General features: G+C 45.4%; 13 protein-coding genes. 9 read left to right on the top strand and 4 right to left on the bottom strand.

What is annotated here, in order from left to right:
- Positions 1–1,677, bottom strand: a complete 1,677-nt coding sequence (gene urtB / locus HKI82_RS16370; protein ID WP_390632646.1) for an urea ABC transporter permease subunit UrtB — start codon at positions 1,675–1,677, stop codon at positions 1–3.
- Positions 1,678–1,825: 148 nt separating this feature from the next.
- On the bottom strand, positions 1,826–3,100 hold the full coding sequence (urtA, locus tag HKI82_RS16365) for an urea ABC transporter substrate-binding protein (RefSeq protein WP_171138580.1): 1,275 nt from the start codon (positions 3,098–3,100) through the stop codon (positions 1,826–1,828).
- A 371-nt stretch (positions 3,101–3,471) separates the two neighbouring features.
- On the opposite strand from urtA, the gene HKI82_RS16360 reads away from it, so the two are divergent.
- Entirely contained in the window at positions 3,472–6,819 is a 3,348-nt protein-coding gene (locus HKI82_RS16360; protein WP_240956742.1) for a hybrid sensor histidine kinase/response regulator, read from the top strand.
- Complete coding sequence (locus HKI82_RS16355) at positions 6,816–7,736, top strand: response regulator transcription factor (protein ID WP_171138579.1); 921 nt, start codon at positions 6,816–6,818, stop codon at positions 7,734–7,736. The genes HKI82_RS16360 and HKI82_RS16355 overlap by 4 nt, the downstream gene beginning before the upstream one ends.
- A 62-nt stretch (positions 7,737–7,798) precedes the next feature.
- Here the strand turns inward: HKI82_RS16355 and HKI82_RS16350 are convergent, their stop codons facing one another.
- Positions 7,799–9,874: a peptidase U32 family protein gene (locus tag HKI82_RS16350; protein WP_206361945.1), complete on the bottom strand. Its 2,076-nt coding sequence runs from the start codon at positions 9,872–9,874 to the stop codon at positions 7,799–7,801.
- Positions 9,875–10,152: 278 nt separating this feature from the next.
- Between HKI82_RS16350 and HKI82_RS16345 the strand changes: the two genes are divergently transcribed.
- From HKI82_RS16345 to HKI82_RS16315, 7 genes are all read left to right on the top strand, one after another.
- Positions 10,153–10,710: a YceB family lipoprotein gene (locus HKI82_RS16345; protein WP_042483011.1), complete on the top strand. Its 558-nt coding sequence runs from the start codon at positions 10,153–10,155 to the stop codon at positions 10,708–10,710.
- A 73-nt stretch (positions 10,711–10,783) separates the two neighbouring features.
- Complete coding sequence (locus tag HKI82_RS16340) at positions 10,784–12,262, top strand: putative bifunctional diguanylate cyclase/phosphodiesterase (RefSeq protein ID WP_171138578.1); 1,479 nt, start codon at positions 10,784–10,786, stop codon at positions 12,260–12,262.
- Positions 12,263–12,538: 276 nt separating this feature from the next.
- Entirely contained in the window at positions 12,539–14,185 is a 1,647-nt protein-coding gene (locus HKI82_RS16335; RefSeq protein ID WP_102942226.1) for a methyl-accepting chemotaxis protein, read from the top strand.
- A gap of 230 nt (positions 14,186–14,415) precedes the next feature.
- On the top strand, positions 14,416–16,062 hold the full coding sequence (locus HKI82_RS16330; protein WP_171138577.1) for a methyl-accepting chemotaxis protein: 1,647 nt from the start codon (positions 14,416–14,418) through the stop codon (positions 16,060–16,062).
- Positions 16,063–16,242: 180 nt separating this feature from the next.
- Entirely contained in the window at positions 16,243–17,379 is a 1,137-nt protein-coding gene (gene chrA, locus HKI82_RS16325; RefSeq protein ID WP_171138576.1) for a chromate efflux transporter, read from the top strand.
- A gap of 53 nt (positions 17,380–17,432) precedes the next feature.
- On the top strand, positions 17,433–18,146 hold the full coding sequence (locus HKI82_RS16320) for an AraC family transcriptional regulator (RefSeq protein WP_171138575.1): 714 nt from the start codon (positions 17,433–17,435) through the stop codon (positions 18,144–18,146).
- A 99-nt stretch (positions 18,147–18,245) separates the two neighbouring features.
- Positions 18,246–19,181 (top strand): DMT family transporter, encoded by a 936-nt coding sequence (locus HKI82_RS16315; protein ID WP_171138574.1) that lies wholly within the window; start codon positions 18,246–18,248, stop codon positions 19,179–19,181.
- On the opposite strand, the gene HKI82_RS16310 is transcribed toward HKI82_RS16315, so the two are convergent.
- Positions 19,099–20,535: an aminotransferase-like domain-containing protein gene (locus HKI82_RS16310; RefSeq protein ID WP_171138573.1), complete on the bottom strand. Its 1,437-nt coding sequence runs from the start codon at positions 20,533–20,535 to the stop codon at positions 19,099–19,101. The two genes, HKI82_RS16315 and HKI82_RS16310, sit on opposite strands and share 83 nt — an antisense overlap.
- Between the last annotated feature and the right edge of the window lie 40 nt (positions 20,536–20,575).

Raw genomic sequence — 20,575 nt, 5'->3', positions numbered from 1 at the left:
TTATCCCTCCGCAGAACGCCCTTTCTGAGGGAATAATCCTCGGGGCTTTTTCTGAATAAATAGAATGATGAATACCAGCACTAGGATTTTCGCCAGAACGGCGCCAGCCCAAGGTTCAAGAACTTTGTTTGCCACGCCTAGTGACATGCCAGCCACCAGCGTTCCCCACAAGTTGCCCACACCGCCGAATACCACCACCATGAAAGAGTCGATGATATAAGCCTGACCTAAGTTCGGTCCTACGTTGGTTAACTGGCTTAGCGCAACGCCCGCAATGCCCGCAATACCCGAACCTAAACCGAAGGTCATGGCATCCACCCATTCAGAGCGAACACCCATCGCACGCGCCATACTGCGGTTTTGCGAAACTGCGCGAACCTCAATACCCAAGCGGGTGTAGTTCAAAATCAGGTACAAAAGTGCAAACACAATCAAACAGAAAACGATGATGTATAAACGGTTTAATGTCAGGCTAAGCAAAGGGTTTATCTCAATCACACCTTGCATAAAATCCGGTGTTGAAACCGATCGGTTTAGCGGAGAGAAAACGGTGCGAACCGCTTGTTGCAGGATCAGGCTGATACCGAATGTTGCTAACAGTGTTTCTAATGGTCTGCCATACAAAAAGCGAATCACGCAACGTTCAATCAGCACACCAGCAACGGCAGACACCACAAACGCTAAAGGGATAGAGATAAATACAGATAAACCTATGTGTTCTGGCATTAGGGTTTGAACCACATAAGTGGTGTATGCGCCCAACATGATGAGTTCGCCGTGTGCCATGTTGATAACACCCATAACGCCAAAGGTAATAGCAAGACCAATCGCTGCCAATACCAATACAGAACCAAGACTTAAACCAAAAAACAGGGTTTGCGTCATGTCCGCCACTTTCTCACGTTGTTCAATGCTGCTTAATGCGATACGCGCAGCACCAATGAGTGCACTCTCAGGGTTCTCACTAACAAACTGATTAAGCGCATTGCGAGCCGTTGGTTGGTAGCTGGGTTTGAGGGTATCAATCGCTTGAGCAAGGACATTGTCATCGCTGCTGTTTTTCAAATCATAGATAGCTAGAGCCGTTGTTCCTAAGTCTTTCACTTTGGCATCTGACTCTTTCACTAAGTGATCTTTGAGGAGTTGATAACTCTCTTCATCCATCGAACCCATTAACTGGTTAATCGCGTCAATACGCTTGCCCGGATTAGGATGAGAGATGCTTAACGCGGCGATTGCCGATTTTAATTTGCCGCGCAAACTGTTGTTGATACCGATTTTTTTAATCGCTCGGGAATTTACTGTCGACTGAGAATTTGCCGACGACATATCGCCATCATTGGTCGAAAGAAGTGGCTGAATCGTAAAGTCACTGCCCTCTTTGGCTTTAATGATTACCAATGTTGAGCTTGATTTCTCAACATATAAATCGCCATTTAGTAGCAGACTCAATACGTCAACCGCTCGCTCGTCGCCACTTTGAAGAATGCTATCCACACCCGATTCGATTTGATTGAATTTGAGTGTCGAAATCGCTTGTAAGCCTTCATCGAATGAAGCACTTGTCTCGGCTTGCGCCACAGAAGTCACACATAAGGCTGTCACCACAAGCAACCACACCAGAGCTATTCGTCTGGTATCGCGCACTATGGAATACATTCGCTTAATTAAGACCATGAGTAACCCTTTCTGACTCGGCTATTAGCCCAGCCTCTAAAATCCATTTCTTGCTTTATCAAGCAGAGGATAAGTGGGGCTTTCGCACCCACTTATTTCGTTGCATCAGTCTAATGTCGTAAAACAGCAGGAAGGTCTGTGTTACGAATTAGAAGTTCTGACCAGAACATTTACCTGTTTTAACGTTGTAGTTACCGCAGCTAAGTGGTGCGCGCCAATCTGAAATCAGGTCTTTAGAACCCGGTAAGAAATCAGACCATGCATCACCCGCAACCAAACCAGCCGTTTCCCAAACAGTTTGGAACTGACCGTCATCTTGGATTTCGCCAATCAGAACAGGTTTAGTGATGTGGTGGTTAGGCATCATGGTTGAGTAACCGCCTGAAAGGTTAGGAACAGACGTACCAATCAGTGCGTTTTGCACGGCTGTTGGATCTGTTGTACCTGCCGCTTCAACCGCTTTCACCCACATGTTGAAACCGATGTAAGTCGCTTCCATTGGGTCGTTCGTGGTGCGTTTGTCGTCTTTAGTAAACTTGTGCCACGCTTCGATGAACTCTTCGTTCGCTTGTGAATCCACGCTTTCGAAGTAGTTCCACGCTGCTAAGTGACCGACAAGTGGAGCAGTATCCATACCTGAAAGTTCTTCTTCACCCACAGAGAATGCCACCACTGGAATTTGGTCTGCTGTTACGCCTTGGTTACCCAACTCTTTGTAGAAAGGTACGTTTGCGTCGCCATTGACGGTAGAAACCACCGCGGTTTTCTTACCCGCTGAGCCAAATTTTTTAATATCAGAAACGATAGACTGCCAATCAGAGTGACCGAAAGGCGTGTAGTTGATCATGATGTCAGAAGCTGCCACACCCTTGTCTTTCAAATAGGCTTCAAGGATTTTGTTGGTAGTACGTGGGTAAACATAGTCCGTACCTGCAAGAACCCAACGTTTCACACCTTGATCCATCAAGTAATCAACGGCTGGAATTGCCTGTTGGTTTGGCGCAGCACCTGTGTAGAACACGTTTTTCGAAGATTCTTCACCTTCGTATTGAACTGGGTAGAACAGAATGCTGTTCAACTCTTCAAATACTGGCAGTACAGATTTACGAGATACTGAAGTCCAGCAACCAAATACTGCTGATACTTTGTCTTTTGAAATCAATTCGCGCGCTTTTTCCGCAAATAGAGGCCAGTTAGACGCTGGGTCAACAACCACAGGCTCTAGCTTTTTACCAAGCAGACCACCCTTTTTGTTCTGCTCATCAATCAGCATCAACATCGTATCTTTAAGTGTGGTTTCACTGATTGCCATAGTACCCGACAATGAGTGCAACACACCGACTTTGATAGTGTCTGCTGCATAGGCATGAGCACTGAGTATGGTTGCTGCTAGTACTGCGGTGGAGAGGAGTTTCCGTTTCATTCTTCATCTTCCCTTGATTAATAAATGGTCCAAACTTACGCCCCCAGATGCAGGCTCAAAATCGCAACATCAGGAACAAGCTCCGGAAAAGTATCGGTGAGATAAAGAGTTAGGGGTATGCGCATATTGCGCACTTTAACTACGTTAAACTACGCATATAGCAATGAGTAAAATCGGGCTATACTCGCGCGTGCAGGATATAAAGAAAGCCATAACCCAAGAACCCGATAGCTTAAAAAACCCATTACTTTCGCTCTAAAATGGAAGATAAAAACTTCATTCGAAGGTAAGGTTAACTAAGCGAACCACTGCGAAAATTCGATACTTGCAAGGAGTGCAGGTAAGAACTTTAAGGATGAAGAGACAATGAGATGCAGAAAGTCCCAATAACGCGCAGGCGTTATAACACCCTCGTCGGGAACGAATTACTGGAAGATTTTGCGCTGCGTTTTACCGCAAAACGCGCAAGGAAATGGTCAGCAAGCTGGATAGCCAATACCGCTTTAGGCATTGTTTCGTTTCTGGTGCTTGAAGCCATCGGCGGAACCATCACCCTAAACTACGGTGTTATCAACTCACTTTGGGCGATAGTCGGTGTTTCTCTGGTGGTCGTTCTAAGTGGCATACCTATCTGTTACTACGCTGCCAAATACGGTGTTGATGCGGATCTTCTCAGCCGAGGTGCGGGGTTTGGCTATATTGGCTCAACCATAGTGTCGCTCATCTACGCTTCGTTCACCTTTATCTTTTTTGCCCTCGAAGCCGCCATTATGTCGATGGCAATAGAACTGTTGTTTGGTATTCCAGTGTTTTGGGGATACATCATCAGCGCGGTGATTGTGATTCCTCTGGTTGCTTTGGGTATTTCCAATATCGGACGGTTTCAGATGTGGTCGCAGCCGCTTTGGCTTGCGATGCAGCTCATTCCCCTGTTCTTCGTTTTTACTCACCCAGACAGTCAAATTGACCAATGGCTCTCCTACGGTGGTTTAGTTGGACACAGCCCTGAGTTCGACTGGATGTTGTTTGGCGCTGCATCGGCAGTACTGCTTTCGGTTGTGGCGCAAATTGGTGAACAGGTCGATTTTCTGCGCTTTCTGCCCGCACAGACCCCTTCCACTAAACTGCGTTGGTGGGCAGCGATGCTGATTGGTGGACCCGGTTGGATGTTGTTTGGCGCGTTGAAAATTGCCTTAGGCAGTTTCTTGGCGTGGCTCGCTATCAGCCACGGTATTGCGCCAGATCTGGCTGGTGACCCAGCTCATATGTATGTGAATGTGTTTGGTTACATGACGGACAATACCAAACTTGCCCTTATCTGCGCGGGTTTGTTTGTCATCATTTCCCAGTTGAAAATTAACGTTGCCAATGCCTATGCGGGCTCTCTGGCTTGGTCGAATTTCTTCTCACGTTTAACTCATCACCACCCCGGTCGAGTGGTATGGATGATCTTCAACGTACTGATTGCTCTGCTCTTGATGGAGCTTGGTGTCTATCAGCTCATTGAACAAACGCTGCAAATCTATTCGGTTTTGGTGCTTTCTTGGATTGGTACAATCGTCGCCGATTTAGCCATCAACAAACCGCTCGGTCTTAGCCCCAAACACATCGAATTTAAACGCTCAAAGCTCTACGACATTAACCCTGTTGGCTTAGGTTCAATGATCCTTGCCTCCTTGTTTGGATTCGCGGCTCACTTTGGTCTGTTTAATGATGTGATCAAAGCCTTCGCCTCATACCTATCGTTCATATTGCCGTTTATCACAGCGCCATTAATTGCACTCGCGACACGCAGTCGCTACTACTTAGTCCACGACGAAATCATTGTTCACCATGGACATCAAGAACACGAGTGTGTGGTTTGCCAACACACATTTGAAGAAGAAGACATGGCGATGTGCCCCGCTTATCAAGGGCATATTTGTTCGCTTTGTTGCTCACTTGATGTTCGCTGCCATGATAAGTGCCGTCCGCAAGCGACCTTCCATGCTCAAGTCAAACACACCTTAGAGCCTTATTTACCTTTGTCTTGGATAAACAAACTCTCCTCTTCTATCAGCCAATTTGTCATGGTAATGGGATTAATGAGTTTATCCATCGGTGCAATTTTGGCTCTGGCATACAGTCAGGTGCCAAGCCTAGATCCGACCAAGATGAACGCGCTCTCTATCAGTCTGTTTAAAGCGTTCGCTCTGTTGCTGATTCCAATCGGTATTATTAGCTGGCTATTTGTATTAGCCAGAAGCAGCAGCAGCCTTGCAATGAAAGAGCTTCAGGCTCACACCAACTTGCTTTCTGATGAAATTACCGCGCACGAAAAAACCTCGCTCGAACTTGAACGGGCAAAGAAAAAAGCGGAAAACGCTAACGATGCGAAAAGTCGCTATTTGGCGGGGCTAAGTCATGAACTGAGAACACCACTTAATGTGTTGCTTGGGTATGCCCAGTTACTCAGTAACGATAAAGAGTTGAGTCCGAAAAAACGCCAATATGCAGAAACATTGGAGCGAAATGGTAAACATCTTGGTGATTTGCTAGAAAGCCTGTTGGAGATTTCAAAAATAGAAGCGGGACGACTGGAGCTGCATCGGGATGCCTTTAATCTTCATTCTTTACTGCAACAACTGGTAGAAATGTTTCGTATGCAGGCGGAGCAAAAGAATCTTGCCTTCCAGTACAGTGTTGCCAGCCATCTGCCAATTTTTATCACCGCCGATAAACAGAGGCTAAGACAGATCCTGATCAATATGCTCAATAATGCGGTGAAATACACCGAAGCTGGGCATGTACACTTCTCCGTCACATATCGAAACCAGGTGGCACGTTTTAGCGTTGAAGACACGGGGATTGGTATTTCACAAGACGAACAACAACTGATTTTCCGCCCATTTGAACGTATTCAGTCAGATACTACTAAGCACATTAGCGGCACAGGGTTAGGTCTCACTATCTCCAATGCATTGGCAGATTTGATGGGTGGTGAAATTGAATGTATTAGTGAAAAAGGCAAAGGCAGTACCTTTACTCTGAAAATGATGCTTTCCGAGGTAAATGACTATCTCAATGAACCAGAACTGACCAATCTTGATGTGACAGGCTATAAAGGCGCTAAGAAAACCATTTTGGTAGTGGATGATATTGATGACCAACGCATACTGATCAGCAACATCCTAAGCCCACTCGGTTTTAATGTCCTGCAAGCCAACTCTGCGGAAGCTGCCTTAGAACTCGCGGCAAGCAGAGCCATCGACCTTTTCATGCTGGATATTTTTATGCCGCAAGTGAATGGATGGCAACTGGCGATTAAACTGCGTCAAAAGCATTACTATCAACCGATCCTTATGCTCTCTGCCAATATTCAGGAGTTGGAAACCAATAATCAGCTTCACAGCTACCACAATGGCTATCTGACCAAGCCGGTTTCTCTTCCGCTATTGCTTGGTAAGCTCAGTCAATTATTGGGTCTTGATTGGATTTATCAGGAAGAGAAGGAAAAAAGTCACCGTGAAACTCCTGATTTTTATCCGAATAGCCAAGAGCTTTCTAAACTTAAAAGTTATGCAGAGATAGGCTTTATGTCTGCATTCAGTGACCTGCTCGACCAGCTAGAAAATAACGGGCATCAAGGCACTAAATTTATCAATACCATGCGAGAAGAAGCGCACCATTGCCGCTTCGCAAACATCGTCGAACATATTAATGGATTAATAGATTCATGAACGGTTTCTCAGCGAAAAACATCATCGTATTAGTGGTCGATGACTCTCCTGAATCATTGGGAATGTTAAATGCAACTCTCAATGAAGCAGGCCTTACCGTACTGGTCGCACTGGACGGTCATCAGGCGCTATCGATAGTGGAAAAAATCCAGCCAGACGTCATCTTGCTTGACGCCGTTATGCCCGTATTGGACGGCTTCGATACCTGCTTGAAGTTAAAGGAACGCTTGCCAGCGATTCCTATCATTTTTATGACGGGGTTAAATGACTCCAAACACGTCATCAAAGGGTTTGAAGCAGGCGGAGTAGATTACATCACTAAACCAGTGGTTCCGGCTGAAGTGCTCGCTCGTATTCGCGTTCACAGCCATAACGCACGCATGGCTAAATCTGCGCAAGCCGCGTTGGATTACGCTGGGCAATTTATATTCTGTGTCTCAAAAAACGGCGATTTGGAATGGGCAACACCCCACGCGCAGGAACTGTTGTGCGACATTAGTCGTCGCACGGACAGCACGCAGGACATTGCGCATACTTGGTCACAAATCCAAACCGACATCGCTCTATGGCTCAACAGTGGTGATACTTCTGCGCCATTGTCCATTACCCAGTTTGACTCGCCTCTCGAAGCAACCTTTGCTGGCAATGACAGCAATACCCATGTTCTGATTCGAGTCAACGTTCCTAAACAAGCAGGAACCGAAGATGACTTACGCGAAGTGTTTAACATCACCAAGCGCGAATCTCAGGTTCTCTATTGGCTCTCTTTCGGCAAAACAAACTGGGAGATTGCGCAGATACTCGATATGAGCCCGCGCACGGTGAACAAACATCTTGAGCAGATTTATAAGAAGCTGGAAGTCGATAACCGCACGTCAGCGGTGAGTATGTCGATAAGGGTGTTGGAAAAGTCGTAGTACCAAAAGAAATGGGCAAACCGCAACAAGTTTGCCCTTCTCTCCTAACCGACTAACCGACGTTAGTTCAAACCTTTTAAATACTGCTTGTTTGTTGTGCCTATAATGTTTGATGACAACGCTTGCTGCGCGGCTTCATCCCGATTGATAGCTTGCTTAAACAGCTCAATCAACTCTGATTTACTCACAGCCCATTTGGTATGAGTAGGGATGTCACGCAGGTCAATCATGATGTCGGTGAACACATTCGGTACATCCCTCAGCAAATCTAAGTTTAGGAAGTTCTCGTTGCCAAACAGGCAATTGTGATTGCCTCGCTGCTTGTGAATGACATGAGATTGCCCTTTTAGGCTGATGATTGATGCACTTTTCTCACATCGTTTCATGCAGCCTTTGTTCATTCTTTGCTTCTTACAACCAATACTTTGAATAAGTAGGCACTGTCTGCTGGTCATCAAATGAATCGGATGATAGAGGCTGTAAAACAATCTAAAACCTTCCGGTCTGACTAATCGCTTCATCTGCTTAGCGCTCAGCTCATTGGAGACAAACGCACCATGACCTTTCAGCTCTTGATCAACACACTGTAACGACAGCGAGTTAGTGATGTTAAGTTGAGGCCCAGCTACCCAAGGTAACCCCTTGCTCTGCGCGGCTTCAGCCACACCGAGGTTATTGGTGACCAACCATTTCGGTTTGATGTGTTCAAGCAGTCGACACGCAGCTTGGTAATGCTCACCAATTAATATCGCAGGAAAATAAGGGATTAGGTTTGGATAGCGAGTAAACACATCCAAAACTTCTTGATACTGAAGCTCGAGCGCATCCGGAATTTGATAGAAAAACTCTGTTTCGCTGGCTTGTTCAATTAAATCTAAATCACTGACTTTGTCGATCAGTACCGAAAGCTTCGCACTACTGTTTAACTTTGCGTTAGCATCTAACTTAGGAAGAGGAATATCCGCTATAAAGCCGCTTCCTTTCAGGCTCCGCTTCGCATTAGCAGTAATTGGCATTGCCTGAGTAATCGCATCGACCTTACGAATAAGATCGGTGTTGCGATCGTAAATAAACTTCTTAGCATCTTGTAAGGCTGCATCCGCATTAACTGGCTGTTTTACTTGTGAAGTAGCTGACGTAATACTCGTGGAGGCAAGTTCTTTATATGCCAAACCGTTAGAAGTTACGTTTTTAGAAGCAAAATGCGCCGCCGCGAAATTTCTCGGATTATCAATGTACATGCCTCGATGGATATCACCTTTAAGATAACCATTGGTAAAGTCGCGGTTAAAGACAGTATAAAGCTCAGACATATCTCTGAGCATTTCACCCGTTTCGCAGTACTGATCAATTTGCTTGCGCCAGTTATCAACCACTGTGTACACGTAGTGGGATTTTTTAATTCGCCCTTCCACTTTCAGTGAATAGACACCTGCCTTGGCTAACGCGTCGATATCTTGGTAAGCAGAGTTGTCTTTTAGGTTCAGCGGATAATTGTTACCAGCGCGAGTGGTTTGATATTGGTCACGGCAAGGCTGACTGCAACGCCCACGGTTACCGGATGCACCGTTTAGTGCCGAGCTGAAATAACACAGACCTGAGAAACCAATACAATAAGAGCCATGCACAAACACTTCCATAGCTACATTGTGCTCTCGACCATATTGCGCCAAATGGGTGATTTCATCAATATCCAGCTCTCGGGATAAATTCACACGGCTAGAGCCGAGTTTGCTCAGCAGCTTAATTTGCCCTTCATTGTGAGTGTTCATCTGCGTCGAGGCGTGCATATCCAAGCTAGGGAAATAGTGTTTGATGAGAAATGCCAGACCTAGGTCCTGAACAATAACGCCATCGACTTCAGTCTCGTTAAGCTGAGTCAACAAGCGAATAATGGATGGAATTTCACTTTCAAGCAGAACAATGTTGAGGGTGAGAAATATCTTACAGCTGTGTTGATGAGCAAGTTCAATGACACCCTCAAGGACATCAAGCGTAATATTGGTTGCTCGATTACGTGCATTAAATCTATCCAGTCCGCAGTAAACTGCGTCTGCACCAGCTGCAATTGCTGCTTTGATCGAATCTAAATCGCCTCCGGGGGCGAGTAGTTCAAACTGCTCTTTTATAAAACCCAAACCACACTACTCTCTCAGCCAATATGAGCAGAGAATTATAGCGACCTTGATCACAATTCCTTTGATATGGCTCAGGAGTCCATCAAGTTTGTACAACTCGTTCATAATCGGTGATTTATTAAAGACGCCGCTTGACAGCGTCAGCAAACAAGACTTTGCTCTTATGATAGTCAAAACAGTATGATGCAGAATCAGAAAACGCCCATATTGTTGTGCAAAATGATTCGCTATGATGTTCCCATAGCTATATTTATCGTGCATAAAAAGAGCCCAAGCCCATGATCAAAAAAGCATTAAAATCACTTCTTTTACCTTTAGCCGCTCTGACATTTGCGGGTTGTGCAAGTTATAGCGTGACAGAGCAGGATATGACCAAGTATCTGCATGATAACGTCAGTTTCGAGCAATCTGTTGGGGTTCAAAATGTTATGCATGCCTTTGTTTCGATTCACGATCTCGATGTGAATATTGGCCGCGCCGATGCAGATCGCGTGTCTGTGCTCGCAAATACCACCGCCAAAGTACAAATCTGGAATCAACCTGAGAAGAAGCTGGAACTGGATTTAGAGTTCAGCGCAGTCCCAGAATATGACAAAGAGACAGGTGAAATATTCTTGAAATCTCTGCGTCTAGACCGCTTTGATGAGGAAGGCCAACTGCTGACACCTGAAATTAAGCAGCTACTGAAACCAGCCGTTTCAATGATAGGCACAGCATTATCACAGTATCCGGTATACAAACTGGACAGCAGTAAAGTTGAACAGGCATTATTGAAATCAGCAGAGCCAAATCTGGTTATCAAAGATAATAAGTTAGTTATTGAACTCTTTGACTAGACAAACCATAGGCATTCATGGTGTGCTAGACATACTTTGTTACAAGTATTAACAACCCTAGGAGAGAGGGAATATGAGCAGAACAGTCACTTCAGCGGTTAAAGTCGCCGCTACGTACGCTCTGTTCGCTACTTTATGGATCCTTTTCTCCGATCTTGCGGTTGAAACTCTTCTACCCAGCGCTGAAATGCGAGCTGTCGCCCAGACATATAAAGGCATAGCCTTTGTCGTCATCACCGCAGGCTTGCTACTTGCCATGGTACTTAAAGGTAACAATGCCTTAGAAAAAGCCAATGATATGGATAGCCTAACAGGCTTGCACAGTATGACCATGTTCGTGCGTACGTTGAACCTGACCATCAGACAGCTTAAACCCAATGAGCAGCTCATTCTCGGCTACCTAGATATTGATGATTTCAAAAGAATTAATGACGCGATTGGATTTGAAAAAGCCGATGCTTTTCTGCGAGATTTGGCACAAGCCCTAAATCAAGCGTTATTACCCGGCTCCTTTGCTTCTCGCTTACATGCCGATCAGTTTGCCAGCTTTGCCAAAATCAGCGGCGAATATGATATGGACGAACACATGCAGGATATTCAGCGCCTGTATAACCGTCTTTCCAAAGATTACGGAATTGAGTCAACTTGCTGCATCAGCATCGCTCTGTATCCTCAAGATGGCAGCACAGCCAAAGAGCTGATGGTTTCAGCAACAGAAGCGCTCAATGTGGCAAAAGAGAAAAAGAACGCAATCCAGTACCATGATAAAGCTTTGACCGAGAAGGCGTTACAACGCCGTCAGATGATGTTGGATTTACGCAATGCCATCGACAATGAGATTCTCAGCGTGGTGTATCAGCCTAAATACGATTTGAAAACTTTAAACGTCAATGGGGTTGAAGTTTTAGTACGTTGGAATCACCCGACCAAAGGATTTATCTCTCCCGATGTGTTTATCCCACTCGCTGAAATTAACGGCTTAACTGGCGCAATATCAAAGTTGGTGATCAACAAAGTCGCCAAAGAGCTCAGTTCTACGGATTTGTTGGGTAACAAAATTAAAACCATTGCGGTTAACGTATCAGCGGCTGAGTTCAACAATGCGGACGAAATGCATGAGTTGGTTCGCTTCATCCAAGCGCAGGAATCTATTGCCCCGTTCATTAGCATTGAAATTACAGAAACCGCAACGTTGGATAACCTGAACAACAGTGTTGAAGTCATTTCATCACTACAGAAGTGCGGGATTGCGATTTCTATTGATGATTTTGGTACGGGTTATACGTCTCTTGCCATGCTTAAAGATTTAACGGTGGATGAAATCAAGATCGACCGTAGTTACATTTCCGAAGTCGATAACGATGACCGTTCCAGAACCATTGTCAGCGCTATCATTGCAATGACTAACAGCTTTGGTATTAATCTCGTTGCCGAAGGTGTGGAAACAGAAACCCAACTAAAAATCTTGCAAGAAATGGGCTGCCAGCAGGCTCAAGGGTACTACTTAGGCAGGCCGATGCCATTGCATCAGTTGATTGAACACCTTACATAAACCAGCCATCTAAGAGAACCCACAACTGACCTGCTGATAACTGGCAAGTCGCGTCATGTCTAGATTTGAAAGTTAATCTCCTACCAATTGGGGCATTATCACAGAGCCAAATCAATTTTCGTTGCTGCGAATAGCAGTTCTTCCGTTTTAGCCTAAGCTATTCATTAATACATAAAGTTTTTTATTAGTTCCACCTCTTAACCAGCCATTCTTTTAGCTGGCATTTTATGAGCCTAAATCGCTGTCTAACATCAAAATACGGAAGGTATTCACTCAATGTTAATTGATAAACTTACGCTAAAAAGCAGATTGATTATTACGGTAGCAATCCCCTGCTTGGCATTGATCTTTGTAGGTTTGGCTAGCCTGAACGCCATGTCGGCAATGGCCAGCAAAACCCAAGAAATGTACCTCAATACGGCCGCGCCTATGCGGGCAGTAGCCGAAGCCGCTTCCCGAATTCCCAGAATGCGTGTCGGCATAGATATGATGTTGCTGCAGGAAACCAGCCTGCGCGACGCAAAAGGGGTTAAAACTCGTGTTAAAGAAACGCGAGAAGAAGATATTCCAGAAATGCGTGATGCGCTGACTCTTGCAGTGAGTACTCAAGTAAACCCTGAGCTAAAAGCTCAAGTACAACGCTTGCTTAATGACTTTGAAAAGATGGTCAGTACTGAGCTAAACCCACTACTTGAGGCTCTTGATAAAGATGACACGGCAACTGCTCAACAAATCTACAAAGAGAAGTACGCGGTGAGTTACGGCACGATGCGTAAAGATGCCAACACCTTATTGGAAACCTTGCTAGCACAAGCGGAATCACAAAATAAGCTCAGCCACGACAGCTATATGTCCGGCAGAACAACGCAAATTATCATCATTAGCGCCGGTCTTATTATCTCCTTTATCATCTCTTCTGCGATTGTTATGAGCTTACGCAACAGAGTATCAACATTAAGAGATACCATTACGACCGCGGCACGAGACATGTCATTAAACACGCGAATCAAGTTGGATGGCAAAGATGAGCTGACAGAGATTGGCGACAGCTTTAACTTGTTTATGGAAAAAGTGCACAGTGCGATCAATCAGGTAGCCGAAAACTCTCGCCAACTGGCAGTAATGGCGCGAGATGTGTCAGAGCGAGCTCGTCACACTCAAAGTAATTGCACATCTCAACGTGACCGAACAGTGCAAGTGGCAACGGCGATTCACGAACTGGGCGCAACGGTAAGTGAAATCGCTGCCAATGCGGCTCAGGCAGCAGATGCAGCCAACGAAGCGACTCATCAATCGAGTGATGGTCAGAAAGTTGTTATGCAGGCAAGAGATCAAATTGGTGCTCTGTCGCTTGAACTACAAAAAGCGACAAATGTTGTTGAGTCGCTTGCGAAACAAGTGAACGACATCAGTTCAACCTTAGATACGATTCGTAATATTTCCGATCAAACCAACCTACTTGCGCTCAACGCAGCGATTGAGGCCGCACGAGCTGGTGACCAAGGCCGAGGCTTTGCGGTGGTTGCTGACGAAGTCAGAACCTTGGCTAGCCGCTCAGCCAATTCCACAGAAGAAATTCAGCAGGTGATCGATAAACTTCAATCTGAGTCCAAACGTGCGGTTGAAGCAATGCAGCAAGGTCGTGAACAAAGTGATCGGGTGGTTGAATATGCAGACAACGCCACCAGCGCCTTGGAACAAATCAACAGCCATATAGACCAAATTAGCGGACAGAACATACAGGTGGCGACGGCAACGGAAGAGCAATCTACCGTGGTCGAAGATATCAACCGCAATGTTGAAGAAATTAACCATCTGACCACTGAAACAACCGATATTGCAATGCAGCTAAATCAATCCAGTAACAGTCTGCAACAGCTCTCCTCTCAATTGGACAAACTGGTCGGTAACTTCAAGCTCTAGCTTTTCCCTCGTCCCCCCCTATGAACAAGTTTTTGAGTTCATAGGGGTCAACCCTGTTTTAATTAAACTCATTTAAATTTATGAAAATTCTATAATTCCTCGCAATCTCAGCATGTCGTTCTGCAAAACTGTGTCCACATTCACATCCGATTAAAAATCCACCGTTTTAATTATTGGCAAATTGGTAAAGTCCTTACCCATAACAGCAACAGACATGGATACTTACCGTTATGCTCATCAATAATTTCACCTTAAAAACCCGTTTGCTTATTACTGTTACCATCCCTTGTTTGGCGTTAATTACAGTTGGCTTACAAAGCCTTAGTTCAATGGATTCCATCGATAAGAAAACCGAAGCGATGTACTTAAACACTGCTGCACCAATGCGTGCTATGGCAGAAACGGCGTCTAGAATTCCAAGAATGCGTGTCGGAATAGATATGATGCTGCTACAGGAAACCGCCCTTCGTGATGCCAAAGGCATTGCTACACGAGTCAAAGAAGCAAGAACAGAAGACATTCCTGAAATGAGAGTGGCTTTAGATGACGCGGTTAAAGCCCAGTCTGATTTAGTACTTAAAGAGCGCGTTCAAAAACTCGCGGATGCATTTGAGGTGGTAGTAAAAGACGAACTCACCCCCATGCTCGATGCCTTGGACAAAGGTGACCTATCTACCGCACAACAAATCTATCGTGACAAATATGCAAAAAGTTACGGTGTAATGAGAAAAGAAGCTAACGTCATATTGGATACCCTGTTACATCAGGCAGAAATACAAAACTCACTCAGTCACGAAACTTATATTTCGAACCGTAATACACTGATTGTGATTAGCATTATTGGGCTGCTGGCTTCATTCATTATCTCGTCGTCCATCGTGCTAAATCTACGCAGACGTGTCACCTATCTGCGTGAAACCATGAATAATGCGGCACAGGATATGGCATTGAATACCCGAATCGAAGTCGAGGGCCGAGATGAGCTGACCGATATCGCGAACAGCTTCAACCAGTTCATTGAGAAGGTTCATACCTCAATGGTTCAAGTTGCAAGAAATTCACGTGACTTGGCCGAAATGGCTAGCAACGTCTCGGAACGTGCAGACCATACTCGTCATAACTGTACCTCGCAAAGAGATCGCACCGTTCAAGTATCCACCGCGATTCATCAGTTAGGCGCAACAGTTGAAGAGATCGCTGCCAACGCCTCGCAGGCTGCCGACGCAGCTAACGAAGCAACACATCAATCCAGCGATGGGCGTAATGTGGTCGGTCAGGCGCGTGAGCAGATTGGTGAACTATCAAGAGAACTTGAAGAAGCGACAGAAATTGTTCAGTCACTAGCGAAACAAGTCGACGATATTAGCTTAACTCTGGACACTATCCGCAACATCTCTGATCAAACAAACTTACTGGCACTTAATGCGGCGATTGAAGCGGCACGCGCCGGAGAACAAGGGCGTGGTTTCGCTGTTGTGGCCGACGAAGTTCGCACACTTGCCAGTCGCTCAGCGCAATCAACAGAAGAGATCCAAAACATCATCGATCGATTGCAGACTGAATCTCGCAGAGCGGTCAACGCCATGGATAAAGGACGGAATCAAAGTAACTTAGTTGTCGGCTTTGCTGATAATGCCACGACTTCTCTGGGACAGATCAGCAACCACATTGAGCATATAAACGCACAGAACATTCAAGTTGCGACAGCCACTGAAGAGCAATCGACCGTTGTTGTCGATATCAATCGAAATCTGGAAGAGATTAACCAACTGACTTCTGAAACCACAGATATTTCAGAACAACTCAATCAGTCCAGCACTCATTTGCAAAGACTCTCCTCTGAGCTCGACAAGCTGGTAAGTAATTTCAAGCTTTAAACAAGCAATCTTAAAATAATCCACTTCAAGCCATTACCGGCCAAAACAGAAGATGAACTTCTGACACATTCGGTAATGGCTTTTTACATTAAATAATTGTGAATTATTAACGAGATAGGTTGAAATTGGAGTTTGCTTTAGATATTCATGGCGCAACATCGATAAAGGAAGCTTATTTACATGCTCACTATCTTCAAAACCTTCTTCTGGTTAGGTTGGATTAGCTTCGGCGGCCCAGCGGCTCACATTGGTTATTTTCGCCAAACCTTCGTTGAAAAACTCAAATGGTTAGACGATAACGAATATGCTCAGATAGTGGCACTCAGCCAGTTTTTACCCGGCCCAGGTTCTAGTCAGGTCGGCTTTTCGATTGGCTATAAACGCGGTGGTTTACTTGGTGCCACAGCAGCATTCATCGGCTTCACTGCCCCTTCGATCATTCTGATGTTGATTCTTGCTTTAGTGAGCAGTCAGATCACCGATACCGCTCTGTTCCACAACATCGTACACGGGCTTAAACTGCTTGCTGTGGTTGTGGTTGCGGATGCAACTTGGGGAATGTACAAGAACTTCTGCTCAACCAAACTCTCGGCAGGTTTAGCCCTTTTAACGGCAAGCATGCTGCTGGTTGTTACAAGTATTACCACGCAGCTATTGGTATTAATTTTGGCGGCGGTTATCGGCGCAATCTATATCAAAGGTGACACAGCCAAAGCACAAAGCTCATTCAAACCCAGCTATGTACCGTTACTGTTGTTTGTTGCCATTTTGATTGGCACTTCGGTGCTGTCGAGTCACCCAAGCGTCCAGTTGTTCGGTGATTTCTTCCAAGCGGGTAGCTTAGTGTTTGGTGGCGGACATGTCGTTCTACCTTTGCTGCAAAACCTTGTAGGCGATCAGCTTAGTCAAGATACGTTTCTAACGGGTTACGCGGCAGCTCAGGCAGTACCGGGGCCGATGTTCACTTTCGCGACGTATTTAGGTTACGCTTTGATGCCAAACGCTCCAGTTTTAGGTGCATTGTTAGCGACTATAGCGGTGTTCCTACCCGGTTTCTTACTGCTGTTAGCGGTGTTGAAGAACTGGCATGCACTGGCAGATAACCCCACCATTTCAGGTGCGCTGAACGGCGTAAATGCTTCCGTCGTTGGTTTACTGGCCGCAGCATTGTACCAACCGGTATTCACAAGCGCGGTGTTTAATGCAACCGACATTGCCTTGGTATTGATTGGCTTCTATCTGCTTAAGCAGCTTAAGTTACCCATCGTTGTATGTGTCGCATTCTTCATTGTTGCAGGGGCAGCTTTAGGGATATAGTGTCTTCACGTTTTTGCTAGGGTCATAAGATCGTTAATATCGAAAATTGATGAATGTTTAATTCCAACTCTCTCTCAATTCGCTCATACAGCCGTCAAAAGAACGGGCATAGCCACGATTTTCATCAGTTGGTTTTGCCTGTTCGTGGTGTCATTAACATTGAAGTTGAAGCATTTAAAGGAGCAGTAAGACCCGGAGAGTGCGTTGTTGTTCGTGCAAACGAAATGCATTATTTCGCGGCAGAAACAGAAGCGCGTTTTGTGGTGGCCGATCTCGAACATCTGCCACCACACATTTTAGATTCTGACACTATCGTCTTTTCAATCAGCCCACCTTTAATGCACTACTTGAGCTTCATAGAAGAGCAACTCAAGTATCAAGTGAATAGAGAAATCGAACAGCTGATGTTAGCCACTTTCTCGCTTTTACTTAGTGAACAACAAATACTTAAGCAGTTCGACCATAGGATCAGGAAAGTTCAAGAATATATCGAAGCCAATCTTGCCCAGCCGCTTTCGATTACTCAACTGGCGGCAATTGCTTTTTTAAGTCCAACCCAGTTAAAAAAACTGTTCAAAGAACAAACGGCTTTAACGGTGACCCAATACATTACTCACAAGCGTATGGAAAAAGCACAAGCGTTGCTTATCCATACTGACTACCCTATTCAAATCGTCGCTGAATCTGTGGGCTATGCCGACCACAGCGCTTTTAGCCGCCGTTTTTCGCAACATTTTGGTCTTCCTCCCTCAAAGTTAACCCGTTAAGTCCGTCTTTATTGCCAACACAAGCGTCCAATCTGCACAAACAAAGCAATAAAATACGCATACTATTTCACTCGTGTTAGATAAGTTAATGGAGTGGCTATGTTGAAGAGCAATACCAATATCAGCGGAATATTCGCCGTTGTATTAGCGAGTGTGTTCTGGGGAACAACCGGAACCGCCGCCAGTTTTGCGCCAGATATTAGCCCTCTTGCCATCGGCGCATCAGCCATGGGCGGCGGTGGCTTATTGCTGCTGATTAATGCCCGAAAAAAGCTGACCAAAGATATCGCCACACTGGTAAGAAACTACAAGCTTCTGTTATGTGGTGGCGCAGCTGTGGCTATCTACCCTCTTGCCTTTTATTCCTCTATGCGTTTTTCAGGCGTGGCGATTGGGACATTAATCTCTATTGCCAGCGCCCCTTTCTTTACTGTTTTTCTTGAGCGTCTAATCAGCAAAAAATCAATATCGCTACATTGGATGATTTCTTTCATTGTGGGTGCAATAGGAATCGTGTTACTCACGTTGGGTAAACAAGACAGCTCATACTCTGCCGAAGCCTCGCTACTGCACTTAATCGGTATAGGGCTGGGACTTATCGCTGCGTTAACTTACGCTACGTATTCATGGGCGGCTCGCAGCATGATTGAACGAGGAGTGAGTTCTCAGTCAGCGATGGCGAGTATGTTTGGTTTGGCTGCCACACTATTACTGCCGTCGTTGTGGGTGACTGGTGACAACCTTTTTGCCGATGCAACACACACGGCTGTGGTGATCTATATGGCAACCATACCTATGTTTTTGGGCTATCTGCTGTTTGGGCATGCACTAAAACAATTGGAAGCCAGCACAGCTACATTGATCACTCTGCTAGAACCTGCTATTGCCACTTTGTTTGCCGTCAGTTTAGTCGGCGAAAGATTCACTCTTATTGGCTGGTATGGCTTAGCGTTTATTGTTGTTTGCTTGTTGCTGCAAGTTGTTCCGCTTCCGGCATCGCGACTTGCAAAGAATCCTGCGGCAGACAGCTATTAATCAGCTCAATAAGCTTTCTCAGTAAGCGCTCGATTTCGTTGCTCAGAGCAAACCCAATATTAATCCGAACACAATCATCGTAGCGTTGAGATTCGGTAAATACGCTGCCAACCCGTATATCCATATTGGATTCAATTGCCTCGGCATTGAGTTTATCTGAACTTAAACCCGCGACCTGAAGCCAAAGTACCAGACCGCCATCAGGCTGAGTAATGCGGCTATTTTGCGGCAAATGCTGTGCTAAGAAACGGGTGTAATCTTGCTTGTTGATCGCCAACTGCTGTCTGGTGCGCTTGAGATGACGACTGTAGGCGCCCGTTTGAATGAAATCGGCTATCGCAGTTTGAATAAGCGTGGGTACGCCTTCGTACTGCTGAGTATATTTTGCAACGAACTTACCAGGTCGGCACCAACCCAAACGGTAGCTTGGTGAAAGAGTCTTAGAGAAAGAGCCACACCAAATCACGTAACCACTTTCATCATAATAAGCCGTCGGCAAATGCAACTTATCCGAATGATTCAGTTCGAAATACACGTCATCTTCAATCACAGGAATTTGATACTGGCTTGCGAGCAGACTTAAGCGCTTTTTCTGTTTAGCTGACATGGTAATGCCTTGAGGATTCATGTGCGTGGTACAAAACAGCCCCGCTTGCGCTTGCTGGTTTTGAAACAGTCGCTCCAGAGCATCGAGATCGATGCCGTCTTCTACAGATGGAATCTCAATGATTTTTAAACCCAAATTAGCAAGTAATTCCAGCAACCCGTTAAAGCACGGAGAGCTGACTGCAACCGTATCCCCAGCCTTAACACAGATCTGCAATGCCGTTTTTACTGCATCCATACAACCATGGGTAATCACCAGTTCATCCGGACGCAATGCAAATCCCAACTGACTGAAGTGAGAGCACAAAGCTTCCCGCAGAACAGGCTCACCCTGTTTATTTGGATACTGTGTCAATCTGGAGGGCGACTGCGTCATGGCGCGGCGAAAACTCTTATCCAAGGCGCGTTGCGCTGTGACATCCAACTCAATACAAGCGATGCCTAGTGGCCCCGATTTTACTTGAGGTTTCTTGCGTGGCTTAACATTTGTCGCAAGCTGAGTCGCAAATCGCTGCCAAGACGGAGTCGCCACAACCAGCGTTTGTGAACAGATAAAAAAACCCGACTGAGGACGAGCTTCGAGCCAGCCTCTTTGTTCTAGGTCTTGATAGCAACTTACCGCAGTAGAAACACTCACACCATGCTGTTTGGCAAACAAACGTAGTGAAAGCATACGGTCACCATGCTTAAGTTTAGTGGTCTGAATATCTTCAATGATCTTCTCTGCTAACTGTTTGTATTTCTGCATAGCGATAAATTGTACTGGTTAAATTTTAAAAAATTGTATC

The organism is Vibrio plantisponsor (assembly GCF_013041605.1).
GTDB classification, from domain to species: Bacteria; Pseudomonadota; Gammaproteobacteria; order Enterobacterales; family Vibrionaceae; genus Vibrio; species Vibrio plantisponsor.
Note: the sequence above shows the minus strand (reverse complement) of the source record. Positions and strands in the feature narration are given on the sequence as shown.

Bases quoted from the DNA above. Each gene is read 5' to 3' on its own strand.
- HKI82_RS16310 (WP_171138573.1), bottom strand. From the start codon at position 20,535: ATGCAGAAATACAAACAGTTAGCAGAGAAGATCATTGAAGATATTCAG.
- HKI82_RS16360 (WP_240956742.1), top strand. From the start codon at position 3,472: ATGCAGAAAGTCCCAATAACGCGCAGGCGTTATAACACCCTCGTCGGG.
- HKI82_RS16335 (WP_102942226.1), top strand. From the start codon at position 12,539: ATGTTAATTGATAAACTTACGCTAAAAAGCAGATTGATTATTACGGTA.
- HKI82_RS16315 (WP_171138574.1), top strand. From the start codon at position 18,246: ATGTTGAAGAGCAATACCAATATCAGCGGAATATTCGCCGTTGTATTA.
- chrA (WP_171138576.1), top strand. From the start codon at position 16,243: ATGCTCACTATCTTCAAAACCTTCTTCTGGTTAGGTTGGATTAGCTTC.
- HKI82_RS16340 (WP_171138578.1), top strand. From the start codon at position 10,784: ATGAGCAGAACAGTCACTTCAGCGGTTAAAGTCGCCGCTACGTACGCT.
- HKI82_RS16345 (WP_042483011.1), top strand. From the start codon at position 10,153: ATGATCAAAAAAGCATTAAAATCACTTCTTTTACCTTTAGCCGCTCTG.
- HKI82_RS16320 (WP_171138575.1), top strand. From the start codon at position 17,433: ATGTTTAATTCCAACTCTCTCTCAATTCGCTCATACAGCCGTCAAAAG.
- urtA (WP_171138580.1), bottom strand. From the start codon at position 3,100: ATGAAACGGAAACTCCTCTCCACCGCAGTACTAGCAGCAACCATACTC.
- HKI82_RS16355 (WP_171138579.1), top strand. From the start codon at position 6,816: ATGAACGGTTTCTCAGCGAAAAACATCATCGTATTAGTGGTCGATGAC.
- HKI82_RS16330 (WP_171138577.1), top strand. From the start codon at position 14,416: ATGCTCATCAATAATTTCACCTTAAAAACCCGTTTGCTTATTACTGTT.
- urtB (WP_390632646.1), bottom strand. From the start codon at position 1,677: ATGGTCTTAATTAAGCGAATGTATTCCATAGTGCGCGATACCAGACGA.